The 15,908-nt window shown below is 61.5% G+C and carries 14 protein-coding genes; 6 read left to right on the top strand and 8 right to left on the bottom strand.

Annotated features, from left to right (window positions below):
• Positions 1-374: 374 nt before the first annotated feature.
• Positions 375-818 (bottom strand): nuclear transport factor 2 family protein, encoded by a 444-nt coding sequence (locus CIT26_RS09755; RefSeq protein ID WP_095492391.1) that lies wholly within the window; start codon positions 816-818, stop codon positions 375-377.
• Between the two features lie 219 nt (positions 819-1,037).
• Between CIT26_RS09755 and CIT26_RS09750 the strand changes: the two genes are divergently transcribed.
• Positions 1,038-1,988 (top strand): LysR family transcriptional regulator, encoded by a 951-nt coding sequence (locus CIT26_RS09750; protein ID WP_095492390.1) that lies wholly within the window; start codon positions 1,038-1,040, stop codon positions 1,986-1,988.
• Positions 1,989-2,161: 173 nt separating this feature from the next.
• Here CIT26_RS09750 and CIT26_RS09745 read toward each other — a convergent pair whose 3' ends face one another.
• Positions 2,162-3,040 (bottom strand): LysR family transcriptional regulator, encoded by an 879-nt coding sequence (locus CIT26_RS09745; protein WP_167391349.1) that lies wholly within the window; start codon positions 3,038-3,040, stop codon positions 2,162-2,164.
• Positions 3,041-3,191: 151 nt separating this feature from the next.
• On the opposite strand from CIT26_RS09745, the gene CIT26_RS09740 reads away from it, so the two are divergent.
• Both CIT26_RS09740 and CIT26_RS09735 read left to right on the top strand, forming a co-directional pair.
• The gene (locus CIT26_RS09740) at positions 3,192-3,455 is read left to right on the top strand and encodes a DUF4242 domain-containing protein (protein ID WP_095492388.1); all 264 of its coding nucleotides are present in this window, start codon (positions 3,192-3,194) and stop codon (positions 3,453-3,455) included.
• Positions 3,456-3,623: 168 nt separating this feature from the next.
• Positions 3,624-4,550, top strand: a complete 927-nt coding sequence (locus tag CIT26_RS09735) for an oxygenase MpaB family protein (protein WP_095492387.1) — start codon at positions 3,624-3,626, stop codon at positions 4,548-4,550.
• A 179-nt stretch (positions 4,551-4,729) separates the two neighbouring features.
• Here the strand turns inward: CIT26_RS09735 and CIT26_RS09730 are convergent, their stop codons facing one another.
• From CIT26_RS09730 to thrC, 4 genes are read right to left on the bottom strand one after another with little or no spacing between them, the layout of a single operon-like run.
• Positions 4,730-7,618 carry an EAL domain-containing protein gene (locus CIT26_RS09730; RefSeq protein ID WP_095492386.1) on the bottom strand — a complete coding sequence of 963 codons (2,889 nt, stop codon included), beginning with the start codon at positions 7,616-7,618 and terminating at the stop codon, positions 4,730-4,732.
• A 3-nt stretch (positions 7,619-7,621) separates the two neighbouring features.
• The gene (locus CIT26_RS09725) at positions 7,622-8,218 is read right to left on the bottom strand and encodes a GNAT family N-acetyltransferase (protein WP_095492385.1); all 597 of its coding nucleotides are present in this window, start codon (positions 8,216-8,218) and stop codon (positions 7,622-7,624) included.
• A 15-nt stretch (positions 8,219-8,233) separates the two neighbouring features.
• A complete protein-coding gene (locus CIT26_RS09720) occupies positions 8,234-9,526 on the bottom strand; it encodes a M16 family metallopeptidase (protein WP_095492384.1) in 1,293 nt (430 codons plus the stop codon).
• A gap of 14 nt (positions 9,527-9,540) precedes the next feature.
• Positions 9,541-10,938, bottom strand: a complete 1,398-nt coding sequence (gene thrC, locus CIT26_RS09715) for a threonine synthase (RefSeq protein WP_095492383.1) — start codon at positions 10,936-10,938, stop codon at positions 9,541-9,543.
• Positions 10,939-11,064: 126 nt separating this feature from the next.
• On the opposite strand from thrC, the gene CIT26_RS09710 reads away from it, so the two are divergent.
• Complete coding sequence (locus CIT26_RS09710; RefSeq protein WP_095492382.1) at positions 11,065-11,739, top strand: hypothetical protein; 675 nt, start codon at positions 11,065-11,067, stop codon at positions 11,737-11,739.
• A 39-nt stretch (positions 11,740-11,778) separates the two neighbouring features.
• Here the strand turns inward: CIT26_RS09710 and CIT26_RS09705 are convergent, their stop codons facing one another.
• Positions 11,779-12,468, bottom strand: a complete 690-nt coding sequence (locus CIT26_RS09705; protein WP_095492381.1) for an HAD family hydrolase — start codon at positions 12,466-12,468, stop codon at positions 11,779-11,781.
• A 176-nt stretch (positions 12,469-12,644) separates the two neighbouring features.
• On the opposite strand from CIT26_RS09705, the gene CIT26_RS09700 reads away from it, so the two are divergent.
• Positions 12,645-13,778 (top strand): site-specific DNA-methyltransferase, encoded by a 1,134-nt coding sequence (locus tag CIT26_RS09700; protein WP_095492380.1) that lies wholly within the window; start codon positions 12,645-12,647, stop codon positions 13,776-13,778.
• 472 nt (positions 13,779-14,250) lie between these two features.
• Entirely contained in the window at positions 14,251-15,054 is an 804-nt protein-coding gene (locus tag CIT26_RS09690; RefSeq protein ID WP_095492379.1) for a transporter substrate-binding domain-containing protein, read from the top strand.
• Positions 15,055-15,270: 216 nt separating this feature from the next.
• Here the strand turns inward: CIT26_RS09690 and CIT26_RS09685 are convergent, their stop codons facing one another.
• The gene (locus CIT26_RS09685; RefSeq protein ID WP_095492378.1) at positions 15,271-15,882 is read right to left on the bottom strand and encodes an HAD family hydrolase; all 612 of its coding nucleotides are present in this window, start codon (positions 15,880-15,882) and stop codon (positions 15,271-15,273) included.
• Positions 15,883-15,908 lie beyond the last annotated feature (26 nt).

Raw genomic sequence — 15,908 nt, 5'->3', positions numbered from 1 at the left:
CCGCGCTAGATCCAACGGGACAATCTACCCTTCGCACCTGAACAACCTATGCGGCTTTCGGGCAGTCAGGCTCGCATAGGCGAAGGGGCCGAAGAATGAGGGTCCGCGCCTCGCGTTTCGGCGGCATCAAGCTCGGCAACGTGGCCTGAATTCAGGCAAATTGCTTTCAGCCGTTTTTCAAACCGTCTGCAGCGCGTAGGGCGCATGACTACGGCAGATCTACTCCACCGGCACCAGCAGGTGCTCGTAAGGCGTGTCGGGCCACATCTGGCGCCGTAAAAAGTGACGTTTTGCACGACGAGAAGCGAGAACCCTTCAGCGGGCTTTGGACCAGCAGCCAGAGCGCTCCGCCGGGATGACAACGCTTCTCCACATCACGCGGCTTCGCCGCGTGCAAGCGCCGCCGCCTGCTCCAGACTCACGCCCTTGACCAGGGGGTCAGCGTGCCGATGCACCAAGCGCCATTCCGCCTCTTCGCGGTGATAGACTAAGGTAACCCGCAACGGCCAATCCTGGGCTGGCAGACCGCCGACCTCGACGTGCGGGCGTTCAATGATCGCGAGGACCACCATGTCGGCGGAACCATAGGCTTGAAGAAGTTCGTGCTCGAAGGTGCCGTTCTTGAAAAAGCGGCCCATCGCCTCGATCCGCTCTGCAGTGAGTTCAGAAGCCCGCGTGGGCTTTCCGCCGAATGGAGACATCAGCATGAAGTCCTCGGTATGTGGGATCACCTCGTAGTACTTCGTTATCTCCCCGCGCATCAGCGCCGAATTTGCTTCCGCAGACCGCTCGACGAGATCGGCAACCGTCTGGTCCATAGTGGGCTCATCAAGAGCCTGTGCCGAGGCGTTCGTTAATCTTGCAGTTTGTGACAATGCCACGCCAGCGCTTGCTGCGGCGAGAAGGGGACGTCGTGATACCGGCATGCGGGTGCTCCCTGCATCTGTTTCCGATGCGAAAGCGCGCCTTGCGCTGCTCCGCTTGTTCAGGAGATCGCACTTCAATGATGCTGAATCCAGTGATATGATTTCATCGATATGCTGAACAGAATTGACCTTTCCCGCGCAGACCTCAACCTCCTCGTTCTGTTTGAGATCGTGCACGACGAACGCCACGTGGGCCGGGCGGCCGAAAAGTTGAATCTGACACCTTCGGCAGTCAGTCATGGGCTGGGCCGGTTGCGCCGCCTTCTCAATGATCCGCTTTTCCTCAGAACGCCGAAAGGTGTTGTGCCGACGGCGCGCGCGATGGAACTGGCCTCACCAATCGCGGACGTCTTGGCGCGGGTGAGGAGTGTCATCTCGACCGCCGAGCCATTCGACCCGGCGAACTCCACACGCCGGTTTACGATCGGTGCTCCCGACGGCGTCGCGGCGGTCTTCCTGCCGCCGCTTCTTGCCGAGTTGGGTCGGACCGCGCCTGGCATTGACATCGGCGTGCGTCAGCTGCTTCCCGCGCCGGGAGAAACCTCGCCCGAGCGCGCTTGGCGCAGCGCCTTTGCCGATTTGGAGGCAGGCGCGATGGACATTGCGGTCATCCCGTCTGGCCATATTCCCACGCGCTTCCATGCGCGCAGCCTCTACAACGAGGATTTCGTCCTTGCGATGCAGGCTGGGCATCCGTTCGCGGACGATCCTACGCTGGAGCACTATTGCGAGATGAAGCATCTGGTCGTCTCGTTCACTGGCGATCCTCATGGCTTCGTCGATGAGGTTCTGGCGACGCAAGGCTATTCGCGGCGGATCGCACTAACCGTACCCAGCTTTATGTTCGCTCTCGCCGTCCTTGCCGACACCGACCTGATTTCCGCACTGCCGAAGAGATTTGTCGCCAGGCATGCGGCGCGGTTCGGGGTGGTAAGTCTGGAAGCCCCCTTGCCACTGACGACCTTCCAACTCAACGCCATCGCACCGAGGGCTGCGATGATGGATGCGGGGCTGGCGTGGATCTTCGACCTGCTTGCGGCCAAGCACGAATGCTGGGGTTAGCCGTCCGCCGCAGCTGGAGAACCTCTGGTTCGCGGCTGGCGCGGGGCGGCGCCAAAATGCGCAGCGATTGACTGTCGGCAGGTCCTGAATAGGGTCGGTACCGGCCGGAGGAACACCAGGGCGGTGCAGACGCATCTCAAACCAGCAATAGCTCGAGCCTCAGCAATAAACGCCTAGCCTGGCCAATCGAACGTCTGGGCAGCTCGGACCATTGCCGCCGTCGCCGGGCTATAGGGCCGGCCCGGAACGCTAGCCAGGGACACCGTGCGTGCCACTGCGGGTTCGATCAGCGGACGCTGCAAAAGTTCAGGCGATGTCACCGAATATTCAGGCATGAAGGCGAAGCCGATCCGCGCCAGCACCATTGATTGGATCCAATCCTCGCGCTCGGAACGAAAGCGGGCATAAAGGCTGACGTTTCTTTCCCGGCACACACCCATTACCAGGTCCCGCATTTCGCAGGACAGACGATCGACATAGGGTTCTTGAGAGAGATCGACCAACTTGATTGCATTGAGGCTCGCAAGCCGGTGATCCGGCGCGAATACGACGACGTAGCGCTCACTGTAGAGATCATGGACTCGGAAAGCCGCTCCCAATCCCTCCAGCGGATTGAGAACGGCAAGATCGAGATCGCCTTGCTCAAGCCTGTTTTTCAGTTCCTGAACGCTCGCCTCGCTAACTTCAAGCTCGACGCCATGATAGTCGCGCTGGAACTTTGCGAGGAACCGGGCGAGCTTCACATGGCCGATGGTCGACATGACGCCGAGGCGGATCGGCACCTGGTTGAGCAGCCTGAAATTGTCGGCAAGCGTTCTGGTTGCGTGGGCCTCCTGCATGATCTGCTGAAGATGCGGCAGAATGGAGCGTCCGAACTCACTCAGGAGGACGCGCTTTCCCTCGCGGTGGAACAAGGGCGCGCCAAGCTCATCCTCGAGCGTCTTGACCGCTTTGGTGAGCGCCGGCTGAGACACGTTGCAATCGGTGGCGGCCTTGGTGAAGTTCAGCATCTTCGCGGCGGCAAGCACGTAGCGGACCTGAAACATCTCCATGGCGAGCCCTCCCGAGGCGGTTCCACGAAACGACATTGTAACCCTTTCATCGATAACTGTCGGCTATCGATCGATAGAAAAAATGTCGTTCTCTTTTGCCCGCCGCTGCATTCAACTCCTGTGGTCACTGTTCACAGGAGGAGATCTGGAAATGACTGTCTACATGGTGGAACGCGACCTCAAGGGCATCAGCATGGAAGCTCTGGGAGGTGCGCAGAAGGCGGCGATCAGCAAAGCCGCCGAGATGACCTCCAACGGCACCGACATCAGCTATCTGCGCTCGACCTTCGCACCGGAGGACGGCCGCTGCATGTGCCTGTTTGACGCTGCCTCCGATATCGACGTGAAGCGTCTAAACGACGATGCGGGGCTGCCCTATCACAGGATCGTACCAGCGCTCGATCTTACCCCATAAGGCCAGCACGACCGGGCTCGTGATGAACATCCGGGCCCGGTGTTCTTGCGGGTCATGCGCAGCGCGCCAGGCTGATCATTTGGAACGACGGAAAGACCAGGACGTTCGTACTGTATCCGCTAGCCTAAAGGTCTAACGCTTGTTGTTCGCAGGAGTCGGAGGCGTACCATGTTTGGCAACTCGGGCATCATTCCTCTGCCTCGCCCGCTTGAGCGCCGCGTGGATACTCTTGCGCAGTCGTTCGTGCGCCAGCGGCTCGGATCGCAGATGGACTTCTCGACGCCGCGAGGCGAGCCGGCGCTGTTACCGCCTAACTCGGTGTCCTGGCGTATTTTCAAGAACCCTGTTGCGCTGTTCATCGGCGGGGTTACTGCGGTGCTGCTCGAATTGGCAGAGCCGCGGGTTCGCGACGCCATTTGGCAGCACAGCACATTCCGCTCGCAGGCGCTCCGACGATTGCAGCGTACCGGCCTCGCTGCCTTGGTTACGGTCTATGGCCCTCGAACCAAGGCTAAGGCCATGATTGAAGGTGTGGTCAGGATGCATGGGCGCGTTTCGGGTCGAACCAGCGAAGGTGAGCCATACCACGCCACCGACCCGGAGTTGCTGAATTGGGTGCAAGCGACGGCCGGGTTTGGTTTCATGGAGGCGTATCACGTCTATGTGCATCGTCTGCATTTTTTCGAACGGGACGCGATGTCTGCTGAGGCTCGCCCCGTCGCGCTTCTCTATGGTGCGGCCGGCGCGCCCACGTCGCAGGCCGAGCTTTACGCGCTGTTCGATGTGATGCGGCAAAGACTCGTCCCGTCGCCGATCGTCTCGGAGTTCCTGGAGATCATGGAAGACGTTCCCGCCTTGCCGGGAGTGGCTCGACCGCTTCAGCGGCCATTTCTGAAGGCGGCAGTCGAGACCCTGCCCCGCTGGGTTCGCACACGCTTGGCACTCGGCGACCGCTGGACGTTGAAGCCGTGGGAGCGTGCTTTTGTGAAGACGACGGCTGCAATCTGCGAGAGCATCGTCCTCCCGTCATCCCCGGCCGTTCAATCGTGCCGTCGCCTCGGCCTTCCCGAGAACTATCTCTATCGCCGCCGTTAACTCAGGCTTTCCAACATTGATGGAGCCGCGCCGCGGGTAGGAAATTAAAGTTTTCGATACTGCGCGACCGGAAGGATTCTGGCCCAGCAATGCCATTCCAAGGCAGGTATCACGCGTCAGGCTCCCACCACCAGTGGCCCAAAAATGCGCAGCGATTTTGCGACGACGACATGCACAAATCAAGCCTGAGCCAGCGGATACTGTTCCTTCAGCGTCTTCAGCACCTGATCGCCGGGCATCGGCGCGCCGAACATGAAGCTTTGCACATATTCGCAGCCCATCTGGCGCAGTTCGAGCGCATCGCTTTCGTCCGAAATGCCTTCGGCCACGACCGAAAGGCCGAGTTCATGCGCCATGTTGACCATGGATTTGAGCAGCACCGCGCGCTTTGGTGTCGAGTCGTCGACAAAGCTCTTGTCGATTTTGATCGTGTCGAAGGGGAAGCGCGTCAGATAGGCCAGCGATGAGTAGCCGGTGCCAAAATCGTCCAGCGACAGGCCGATACCAAGCTTCTTCAGCTTGTTCAGCACATGGGCTGTCTGCTCGGGATTGTCCATCACCAGCGATTCGGTGAGTTCGAGCCGGAAGCAGCGCGGCATCAGATTAGCCCGCGCGATCACCGAGCGGACGTCGCTGACCAGATCGCGGCGGATGAGCTGACGGCTGGACAGGTTGACCGAAACCGACAGCGGCGCGTCGCCGATCTGCTTTTGCCATCCGGCCAGATCTTCGGCTGCTTGTTGCATGGCGAACAGGCCAAGCTGCACGATCAGGCCGCAGCTCTCGGCGACCGGGATGAAATCGCCCGGCGGGATCATGCCGCGGCGCGGATGGTCCCAGCGCAAAAGCGCCTCGAAGCCGGCAACGCTGCCGTCTTCGAGCCGCACGATGGGCTGGTAAGCGAGTGTGAATTCGCGCCGTTCGATGGCGCGGCGCAGGTCGGACTCGAACTGCAGCCGGTCGGTGCCGACGGTCCGGAAGGCGGGGCGGAACGGCTCGATCCTGTCGCCCCCGAAACGCTTGGCCTGGTGCATGGCAAGCTCGGCATCCTTGACCATATCCTCGGCCGAACTCTGCGCCGAGGTCCAGGTGACCAGCCCGATCGAGGCGGTCAGCACGATCTCGCGCTTGGCAAAGGTGATCGGATTGTTGATCGCATGCTTGATGGCGTCGGCAACGGCTGCGATGCGGGCCGGGTCCTGTTCGGAAAGCAGCATCAGTGCGAACTGGTCGCCGGCAAAGCGTGACAGCGAATCCTTCGGCTTGAGCAGCCGGTGCAGCCGGCGCGCAATGGTGAGCAAGATGGTATCGCCGGCCGAGATGCCGAGCCCGTCATTGACCTGCTTGAACCGGTCGATGTCGATGACGAAGACGGTCGGGCGCACCTTCTCTTCCGTGCGCGCGATCGAGATGATCGCCTCCAGCCGATTCATCAGCAATTCCCGGTTCGGCAGGCCGGTTAGATTGTCGTGCACGGCATCGTGCAGCAGCCTCTCCTCGGACTTCTTCTGCTCCGTCACGTCGACCATGGTGCCGACGCAGCGGATGACCTCGCCGTCCGATCCGATCACCGGCCGGGCGCGCAGCGAAAACCAGTGATAGTGCCCATCGGCACCGCGCAGGCGGAAATTCTGCGACACCCGGCCGCGCCGGTGTTCGAGCACCACGTCGAGCGTTGTGCGGAACGTGTCGCGATCATCGGCATGCAGCACCGGCAGCCAGTTGCGGGCGGCGCCGCCCAGGCTGTCGGGCGCAAGGCCAAGCTGGATGCTGACATCCGGCTTGGTGACGACGCGGTCGCGCATCACGTCCCAGTCCCAAACCGTGTCGCCCGACCCGGCGACGGCCAGCGCCTGCCGTTCGAGATCGGAGAACAGGCCCTGATGCAGCGCGCCGCCGGCAAAGGCGTGCTGCATGACGGTGAAGCCGATCAGCAGGATGATGAGGATCAGCCCGCCGCCCAATGCCGGCTGGGCGATGTCGTTGTCGAGCATGCCGGTGATCGCCATCCACGACCCGCATAGCCACAACAGGACCATGACCCAACTGGGCACTAGCATGATGGCACGGTCGTAGCCGCGTATGCCGAGGAAGATGATCAGGCCGAGGCCGGTCAGCGCGGTGGCGGCGAAGGACAGCCTGGCGATGCCGGCGGCGACCGCCGGATCGACGATTGCAACGCCTGCGATCAGTACCAGCCCCAGAATCCAGACCAGCGCGCCGTAGCTGAAATGGCCGTGCCATCGGTTGAGATTGAGATAGGCGAACAGGAACACCACGAAGGTCGCCGCAAGCGCCACCTCCGTTCCGGCTCGCCACATCTGCTCGTTGCCGGGCGATATTTCCAAAACCTTGTTGAGAAAGCCGAAATCAATGCAGATATAGGCGAGCACTGCCCAGGCGAGTGCTGCGGTTGCCGGGAACATCGAGGTCCCCTTGACGACGAAAAGGATGGTCAGGAACAGCGCCAGAAGGCCGGCGATGCCGATGACGATGCCGCGAAACAGCGTGTAGGAGTTGACCGAGTCCTTGTAGGATTCCGGATCCCATAGATAGACCTGCGGCAGTTTGGGCGAGGCAAGTTCGGCAATGAAGGTGATCACCGTTCCGGGGTTCAGCGTCACCCGGAACACATCGGCGTCGGGGCTGGTCTGGCGGTCGAGCGCGAAGCCCTCGCTGGGCGTGATCGCGGCAATGCGGGTCGAGCCGAGATCCGGCCAGAAGATGCCGGAATTCACCAGCCGGAAATGCGGTGCGACGATCAGCCTGTCGAGCTGCTGGTCGGTGGTGTTGGCAAGCGCGAACACCGCCCAGTCGCCGGTCGAGCGCGCATCATTGGCCTCGACCTCGATGCGCCGCACGATGCCGTCCGGGCCCGGAGCGGTCGACACCTGGAAGTTCTCGCCCTGGTTGCGGTAGATTTCGACGGCGCCCGAAAGATCGAGTGCCACGTCGTCGCGGGCGATCTTGATTGGCTCGACGGCGAAGGCCGAGGACGCCGCGCAGAGCACGACGATTGCCGTCAGCACAAAGGCGAACAACGACCCGATTCGCAGGAAATTCGTCAAAAATCAGTCCTTCGTTCCCGCGCCCGGCGGATCGTCTTCGATCCGGGCGTAGAGGTAGTGGTCCTGCCAGATGCCATTGATCCTGAGATAGGATCGCAGAAGTCCTTCGCGCCGGAATCCGGCTTTTTCAAGCACGCGGATCGACCGGGCGTTGTCGGGAATACAGGCAGCTTCGATCCGGTGCAACCTCAGCATATCGAAGGCGAAGCGCGTCACCACCTTGACCGCGTCGGTCATCAGGCCACGGCCGCTGTAGCGCTCGCCGATCCAGTAGCCGATATGGCCGCTTTGTGCGACGCCGTGGCGGATGTTGCCGAGGGTGATTCCACCGACAAGCTTGCCGTTGCCTTTCTCGAAGATGAAGAAGGCTATGGCCGTTCCCTGGGCATAGTCTTCGCGATAGCGGCTGAGGCGATGCCGCCAGGCCGTGCGGTCGAGCTCGTCGGGGTTCCACCGCGGCTCCCACGGCTCCAGGAAGGCGCGGCTTTCCCCGCGCAGCACCGACCATTCGCGATAGTCGTTGGTCAGCGGCACCCGCAGCGTGACCCGGTCACCCTTCAGTGCCGGCAGGTCACGGCGAAAGAAAGGGAGCGCGAACATGACGCTTTGATGGACTTAGCCGGCGAGCTTTCGGGCCGTGGTCTGCGTGCCCGATAGCGATTCGAGGACCGCCTCATAGGGAGCGAGCGTACCCACCGGTCCGACGGCAGTCAGCGTCGGCTTGGTCGAAAACAGCCGTGACGACAGGTCCGTCAGCCGCTCGACCGTCAGCGCCGACAGCCGTTCCATCAGCTCTTCCTTGGCGATCGGCCGGCCAAACAGAAGCATTTGCCGGGCGATCTGCGAGGCACGGCTGGCCGGGCTTTCGGCGGACATGATCAGGCCTGCGCGGTACTGGGCGCGTGCCCGGTCGAGTTCCTCCTGCAGGATGCTCTCGCCGGCCTTCTGCAACTCGTCGATAACCACCGGCACCAGTTCGGCGATGTCGCTCTGCCCGGTCGCGGCATGGACGCCGAATATGCCGGTGTCGGAAAAGCCCCAGTGGAAGGCATAGACCGAATAGCACAGCCCGCGCTTTTCACGGACCTCCTGGAAAAGACGTGACGACATGCCGCCGCCAAGGATCATCGACAGGACCTGCGAGGCGTAGAAGTCGCGTACATGATAGGCGCGGCCCTCGAACCCCAGCACGATCTGCGCGTCCATCAGGTCGCGGTCCTCGCGGAAATCGCCGCCGACATATTGCGCAAACTGCGGCATCGTGTTGTCGGATTTGCTGCGGAAACCGCCGAGATGCTTCTCAACCTCGCGCACGAAATTGTCGTGCTTGATGTCGCCGGCGGCGACGACCACCATGCGCTCGGCGCCATATTGCCGTTCGATGAATTTGTGCAATTGCTTCGAGGTGAAGGATTTGACGGTTTCCGGCGTGCCGAGGATGGAGCGGCCGATCGTCTGGTGGCGGAAAGCCGTCTCGGTGAAGCGGTCGAAGACGATATCGTCGGGCGTATCGTGAGCGGCGCCGATCTCCTGCAGGATCACATGCTGCTCGCGCTCCAGCTCCTGCGGGTCGAACTCGGATTCCTGCAGGATGTCGGAGAGGATATCGACGGCCAGGGGCACATCGTCGCTCAGCACCCTGGCATAATAGGAGGTGGTCTCGACACTGGTGGCGGCATTGATCTCGCCGCCGACATCCTCGATTTCCGAGGCGATCTCGAAGGCGCTTCGCCTTCTGGTTCCCTTGAACGCCATATGTTCAAGCAAGTGGGCCATTCCGTGCTCTTCGCTACGCTCGTTGCGGGCCCCTGATTTGACCCAGGCACCAAGAGCGACGGATTCGAGGCTTGGAAGGGTTTCGGTTGCGACTGTCAGGCCGTTCGACAGACGGCTTACCTCAACACCCATATATCAAATACTCCCTAACTTGCCGCCCGCGTGTGGCGGCTAACATAATCTTCCACCATTTTCAGGTCGGATGGAAGTACCGTGTATTTTTCCTCTGATGTCATCAACCCGCCTAGCCATGCGGGCAGGGCAGGCGACACGCCGCTGGCCGCTTCGACGGCGGCCGGGAACTTTGCCGGATGGGCGGTGCCCAGCACCACCATCGGCACGGCACTGGTGGCCTTCGCAGCCGCAACATGCATGGCCGCGGCCGTGTGCGGGTCGAGCAGATAGTGGCTGGCTGCGAGCGTCGAGCGGATCGTAGCGGCGACTTCGTCCATGGTCGAACGGCCGGCATCGAATTCGGAGCGGATCCTGGCGATCTCGCCGGCTTCGATGGTGAAGGCTCCGGACTGCCTGAGGCCGTTCATGTAGCGCCGCACGGTCGAGGCGTCGCGGCCGGCCGCCTCGAACAGCAAGCGCTCGAAATTCGAAGAGACCTGGATGTCCATCGACGGCGACGTGGTCGAAAAGACGCCTTTCGTGCGGTATTCGCCGCTCGACAGCGTGCGCGCCAGAATGTCGTTGTCGTTGGTCGCGATGACCAGCCGCTCGATCGGCAGCCCCATCTTCTTGGCGGCGTAGCCGGCGAAGATGTCGCCGAAATTGCCGGTCGGCACCGTGAAGGAGACCGGCCGGTCGGGCGCGCCGAGCGACAGCGCCGATGAGAAGTAATAGACGATCTGGGCCATGATGCGGGCCCAGTTGATCGAATTGACCCCGGACAGCGACACCCGGTCGCGAAAACCGTGATCGTTGAACATGTCCTTCACCAGCCCCTGGCAATCGTCGAAATTGCCTTCGACCGCCAGTGCATGGACATTTGCGGCGATGGACGTCGTCATTTGCCGCTGCTGCACCGGCGAGACCCGGCCGTGCGGGAAAAGGACGAAGATGTCGGTGCGATTGCGCCCGGCGAAGGCATCGATGGCGGCCCCGCCGGTATCGCCGGACGTGGCGCCGACAATGGTGGCGCGCTGGCCGCGTTCGGCAAGCACATGGTCCATCAGCCGGGCGAGAAGCTGCATGGCCACGTCCTTGAAGGCAAGCGTCGGGCCATGGAAGAGTTCCAGAACGAACATGTTCGAGCCGGTCTGCACCAGCGGGCAGACCGCCTCGTGACGGAACGTCGCATAAGCTTCGCGCACCAGGCGTTCGAACACCGGCATCGCGATCTCGCCGCCGAGAAACGGCGACAGCACGCGGATGGCGAGGTCGGGATACGCAAGGCCGCGCATTCCGCGGATCTCTGCCGCTGAAAACTGCGGCCAGATATCAGGCACATAAAGACCGCCATCGCGCGCCAAGCCCGCCAGCACCGCGTCGGAAAATCCAAGCACGGGCGCTTCCCCGCGGGTACTCACATATTGCATCGTCATGTTCCATTGCTGCCGGGCGGTCCGTCCGCGGCAAAGTGGTTAATTTCCGTACTTGCTCAGTCGCATTTTTGCCGCGCGGTTGATATACGTCACCCGCTTTGCGAGAGGGAAGTGCAGTTCATGGCGTTTCATACATTTAACGGTCGTTTTGTCGCGGGTCTGGCGCTCACCGGCTTTATGCTTACCGCCGCCGGCTGCCAATCAGGCGGCAGTAGCATGCTGGGCTTCGGAAAGAAGGACACGACACCGCCACCACCGCCGGACCCCAAGGTTCTCGCCAGCCAATTGCTGGCCTATTGTCCGAAAGTGACGCTGCGCGACGGCACCGCCTTCTTCAACACCTATGCCAAAGGCAACCAAAAGCCTAAGAAAAAAGCCGCCGCTCAGGACGCCGAAGCAGCTGCGCTTGAAGTGAGCAGCGACCAGCAGGACGATTCCGCGAAGATCATCTACCAGGCTTCGATCACCGATGTGACCCGCGACTGCAACCGTGCCAACGGCTCGCTGACGATGAAGATCGCCGTCGCCGGCAAGGTCGTTCCGGGACCGATGTTCAGCCCTGGCACCATCACCATGCCGATCCGTATCGCTGTGATGCACGGCACCGAGGTCCTTTACTCGCAGCTTCACCGACATCAGGTCCAGGTTACCAATCCCTCCAGTGCCACCCAGTTCGTCTTCACCGATTCGAACGTTGTCGTTCCCGAGCCGACCGCGAAGGATTATCAGGCGTTCGCCGGCTATGACGAAGGCCCGCCGAAGAAGACCGACAAGAAGATTGCCGCGGCCGAATAGCCGCGGCTTTGGAGCTGCGCGTCAATTTGGACGCCTGCTTCACGCATCCGCCGACCACTCCGAAAGGGCGGCGATCACGCTTTTCAGTTCCGCCCAGCGGCGGATGACCGTTTCGGCGCCGGCCTCGGTCAGCGCGTCGGCATGCCCGGGATAGCTGTGCGCCGCTCCAGTGAAGCCGATCACACGCATGCCGGCTGTCCTGGCGCCGGTCACGCCATGCACGGAATCTTCGATGACGAAGGTATTCGCCGGGTCGGCCTTGAGCTTTGCCGCGGCAAAGAGAAACACGTCGGGCGCCGGCTTGGATTTTCCGCTCGGTGTTTCCAGCGAGGAAAAAATCCGGCCGGCGAAAAACGGCAGCAGCTGCACCTTCTCCAGCATGAACTCGATCCGCTCGGAGCGCGAATTCGAGCAGACGCAGCGCGGCGTGGTCACCGCCACGACCGCCTCGTGCGCCCCGTCGACGGCGCGCACGTCGCTACGCAGCCGGCGGTCGACCAGGTCTTCGGCACGATCGATCAGCGAGGCCTGGAACGGGATGCGGGACTTTTCCTCGACCCGCATCATGATGTCCTTGAAGGTCAGCCCGGCATAGGTTTCGGAAATTTCCTCGGCCGATATCTCGTAACCGGCCGACGTCAAAAGCTCGGCTTCGATGCGCGCGGCAATGATTTCGGAATCGACGAGCACGCCGTCGCAATCGAAGATGACAAGGTCTGGCTGGGGCATAGCGATCCGGAAAGCGGGAGGGAGGAGGCTGGGACGGTTCAGGCGGCGCGGCATACACCAACAGGCCGATCTTCGCAAATTACCTGGGGTCCGAACCCCCAGGCCTTCACCGAATATTTACGCTGATCGGTAACCATAACAGGGAGTAAACAGTAACGCGTGCTTTGGGTGTAACAATGTCTGCCGTGCGTCTTCTCGACGAGCTTTCCCACGCTCCCCAGCAATCTGAATGGCTGGATACGATCCTGAAGGGCGATTGTGTCGCCGCGCTCGACCGGCTGCCGGAAAAATCCATCGACGTGATCTTTGCCGATCCGCCCTACAATCTGCAGCTCGACGGCGATCTGCACCGGCCCGACCAGTCCAAGGTCGATGCCGTCGACGACGACTGGGACCAGTTCGCGAGTTTTGAGGTCTACGACGCCTTCACCCGGGCCTGGCTGCTGGCGGCGCGCCGCGTGCTGAAGCCCAACGGCACCATCTGGGTCATCGGCTCCTACCACAACATTTTCAGGGTCGGCGCCAAGATGCAGGATCTGGGGTTCTGGATCCTCAACGATGTCGTGTGGCGCAAGACCAATCCGATGCCGAATTTCCGCGGCCGCCGCTTTCAGAACGCCCATGAGACGATGATCTGGGCCTCGCGCGACCAAAAGGGCAAGGGCTACACCTTCAACTACGAAGCGCTGAAGGCGTCGAATGACGACATCCAGATGCGTTCCGACTGGCTGTTTCCGATCTGCACCGGCGGCGAGCGCCTGAAGAACGAAAATGGCGACAAGCTGCATCCGACGCAGAAGCCCGAAGCGCTGCTCGCCCGCATCATGATGGCCTCGACGAAGCCCGGAGATATTGTGCTCGATCCCTTCTTCGGCTCCGGCACCACCGGCGCCGTGGCCAAGCGCCTCGGCCGCCATTTCGTCGGCATCGAGCGCGAGCAGGCCTATATCGACGCCGCCAACGAGCGCATCGATGCAGTCCGGCCGCTGGACGGCGCTGCTCTTACCGTGCTTACCGGCAAGCGCGCCGAGCCACGCGTTGCTTTCGTCAGCCTCATCGACACCGGGCTGATGCTGCCGGGCGCCACGCTCTACGACGCCAAGAAGCGCTGGGCGGCCAGGGTGCGCGCCGACGGCACTGTGGCGGTCGGCGACAGCGCCGGGTCGATCCACAAGATCGGCGCGGAAGTGCAGGGGCTGGATGCCTGCAACGGCTGGACCTTCTGGCACTATGAGCGCAGCGGCGGCCTGACCCCGATCGACGAGCTTCGCCGCATCGCCCGCCTCGGCATGGAGCGGGCAGGGGCCTGACAATAACCGCTATGGCGGTCTCGTTGCACATCGTTCCCGAAGGAAGCAGGATCGCGCTTTCTCGACCGAGAAGGGCCGTGACGCGCTCGCCAATGCCGTCGTCGGGTCTTCCTCCTTCGCTCGTCGCATCGCCTCGGTTGGGTTGGTTTTCGTATCGCTGTAAGATCGATGAACGGCCGTCAGGTGGTATGTTGGCTTGCCTTTTTCGCGGGGTTACACCTTGATGCCGCACAATATTTGGTTCTGCCGTAGCCGCTCCCTACGCGTGTTATGACAGAAACTCTTCACGACCAGAATTGAGCCCTCGACGAATCCGCGTGACACTAAGAACCGGCCACCTAGCGCGGGTAGCCGGTTCGGGTTTTCGGTGCCGTCGGAGATCACGGTGAGCGATTCCCCAGGAAGAGTTATTGACCTTTGCCCATCGTTTCTCGAATGCTCGATTCCCTGCTATCCAACGGAGACCAATTCCATGAAAGCTCTGGCCTCGCCGTTTGTCGCCACTGTCGCCGCCGCCCTCGTCATGGGTTTCTTGACCCCTCCGGCGATTGCGCAGAACACCGACGCAAAAAACCAGCTTGATGCGGTTGTCAAGAACGGCAAGCTGCGCGTTTGTACGACCGGCGACTACAAGCCCTTCACCTTTCATGACAAGCCCGCGAACAACTACCAGGGCATCGATATCGATCTCGCAAAATCTCTGGCAAGTTCACTGGGGGTTGAGGCGGAATTCGTGGCGACTACCTGGAAAACGTTGCTGGCCGATTTTACAACCGGCAAGTGTGACATCGCGATGGGCGGTATTTCGGTGACTCTGGAACGCCAGAAGCAGGTATTCTTCAGCGAACCCTATCTCGTCAACGGCAAGGCGCCGATTGCGCGCTGCGAGGACGAGGCGAAATTCCAATCGATTGCCGACATCGACAAGCCTGATGTGACTGTGATTGTTAATCCCGGCGGGACCAACGAGAAGTTCGTGCGTGAAAAACTCAGTGACGCCAAAATCGAGATCTACCCGGACAATGTCACGATCTTCCAGCAAATTCTTGACGGCAAAGCCGATATTATGATCGCCGAATCGGTCGAAACCGAGTTGCAGCAGAAACTCCACCCTGGCCTTTGCGCGATCAACCCCGAGAAGCCGCTCCAATATGGCGAAATGGGCTATATGCTTCCTGAGGGTGCCGTCGTCTTCAAGGCCTATGTCGACCAGTGGCTGCATCTTGCCAAGGCGACGGGTGAGTTCGACCGCATCTACGATTCTCACGTCAAGTAGCGCCCGACGACGCGATCCGATAGCAGCGCCGTGGAGCGCTCGTCTCAGCGACGGCACTGCCATCACATGCCGTCTTGTCCATCAGCTTGAGAGGACAAACACAGATTCAGCCGTTGCGCGCTTTGCCACCTGTTAACTCACCCGATGGTTCTGGGCCTGACCACGGATCTTTTGCAATCCGCCGTGTTGAAGCGGGTTATCAGCCCGTCGCAGTGATCACACTCTGATCCCCAGGCGATCGAGGTCCACCTCGAGCGTCTTTGCGTCGGTGAACAGCACCGACTGCCAGCCGGCTGCCTTGGCGCCGTCGACATTCTTCTGGCTGTCGTCGATGAACAGCGTGGCCGCGGGCTCGAGGCCGAACGCGGCGACGTGATGGTCGTAAATGCCGCGCTCCGGCTTGATCATGCCGATCTCGCCCGAAATGGTCACACCGCGCGGTCGGTTGAGAAAGTCGAAACGCTGCCGGGCTTCGGCAAGCGTGTCGGCGGCGAAATTGGTCAGCATGGTGACGTCGTGGCCGCTCTCGATCAGCTTGTCCATGATCTGGACGCTGTCGTCATAGGCGTGCGGCACCATCTCGTGCCAGAGGCGGCGGAAGTTGCGGATGTTTTCGGCGTGGTCCGGGTGTTCGGCGATCAGCAGCGCCTCGGCCTCTTCCCAGGTCCGGCCGCGGTCCTGCTCGATGTTCCAGTCATGCGTGCAGACATTGTCGAAGAACCATTTCCGCTCTTCGGCGTCGGGGATCAATCGGCTGAAGGGCAAGTTCGGATCGTAGTGAATCAGCACTCTGCCGATGTCGAAAACGATGTGGCGGATTTCGGTCATTCTTGTCCTCGTCAACGCAATTCAAT

It is taken from the genome of Mesorhizobium temperatum, from assembly GCF_002284575.1.
Taxonomy (GTDB): domain Bacteria; phylum Pseudomonadota; class Alphaproteobacteria; order Rhizobiales; family Rhizobiaceae; genus Mesorhizobium; species Mesorhizobium temperatum.
The sequence above is the reverse complement of the archived record's forward strand: the minus strand, read 5'-3'. Positions and strand labels throughout refer to the sequence as shown.

Bases quoted from the DNA above. Each gene is read 5' to 3' on its own strand.
- CIT26_RS09705 (WP_095492381.1), bottom strand. From the start codon at position 12,468: ATGCCCCAGCCAGACCTTGTCATCTTCGATTGCGACGGCGTGCTCGTC.
- CIT26_RS09720 (WP_095492384.1), bottom strand. From the start codon at position 9,526: ATGGGTGTTGAGGTAAGCCGTCTGTCGAACGGCCTGACAGTCGCAACC.
- CIT26_RS09735 (WP_095492387.1), top strand. From the start codon at position 3,624: ATGTTTGGCAACTCGGGCATCATTCCTCTGCCTCGCCCGCTTGAGCGC.
- CIT26_RS09725 (WP_095492385.1), bottom strand. From the start codon at position 8,218: ATGTTCGCGCTCCCTTTCTTTCGCCGTGACCTGCCGGCACTGAAGGGT.
- CIT26_RS09685 (WP_095492378.1), bottom strand. From the start codon at position 15,882: ATGACCGAAATCCGCCACATCGTTTTCGACATCGGCAGAGTGCTGATT.
- CIT26_RS09750 (WP_095492390.1), top strand. From the start codon at position 1,038: ATGCTGAACAGAATTGACCTTTCCCGCGCAGACCTCAACCTCCTCGTT.
- CIT26_RS09700 (WP_095492380.1), top strand. From the start codon at position 12,645: ATGTCTGCCGTGCGTCTTCTCGACGAGCTTTCCCACGCTCCCCAGCAA.
- CIT26_RS09755 (WP_095492391.1), bottom strand. From the start codon at position 818: ATGGACCAGACGGTTGCCGATCTCGTCGAGCGGTCTGCGGAAGCAAAT.
- CIT26_RS09745 (WP_167391349.1), bottom strand. From the start codon at position 3,040: ATGGAGATGTTTCAGGTCCGCTACGTGCTTGCCGCCGCGAAGATGCTG.
- CIT26_RS09710 (WP_095492382.1), top strand. From the start codon at position 11,065: ATGGCGTTTCATACATTTAACGGTCGTTTTGTCGCGGGTCTGGCGCTC.
- thrC (WP_095492383.1), bottom strand. From the start codon at position 10,938: ATGCAATATGTGAGTACCCGCGGGGAAGCGCCCGTGCTTGGATTTTCC.
- CIT26_RS09740 (WP_095492388.1), top strand. From the start codon at position 3,192: ATGACTGTCTACATGGTGGAACGCGACCTCAAGGGCATCAGCATGGAA.
- CIT26_RS09690 (WP_095492379.1), top strand. From the start codon at position 14,251: ATGAAAGCTCTGGCCTCGCCGTTTGTCGCCACTGTCGCCGCCGCCCTC.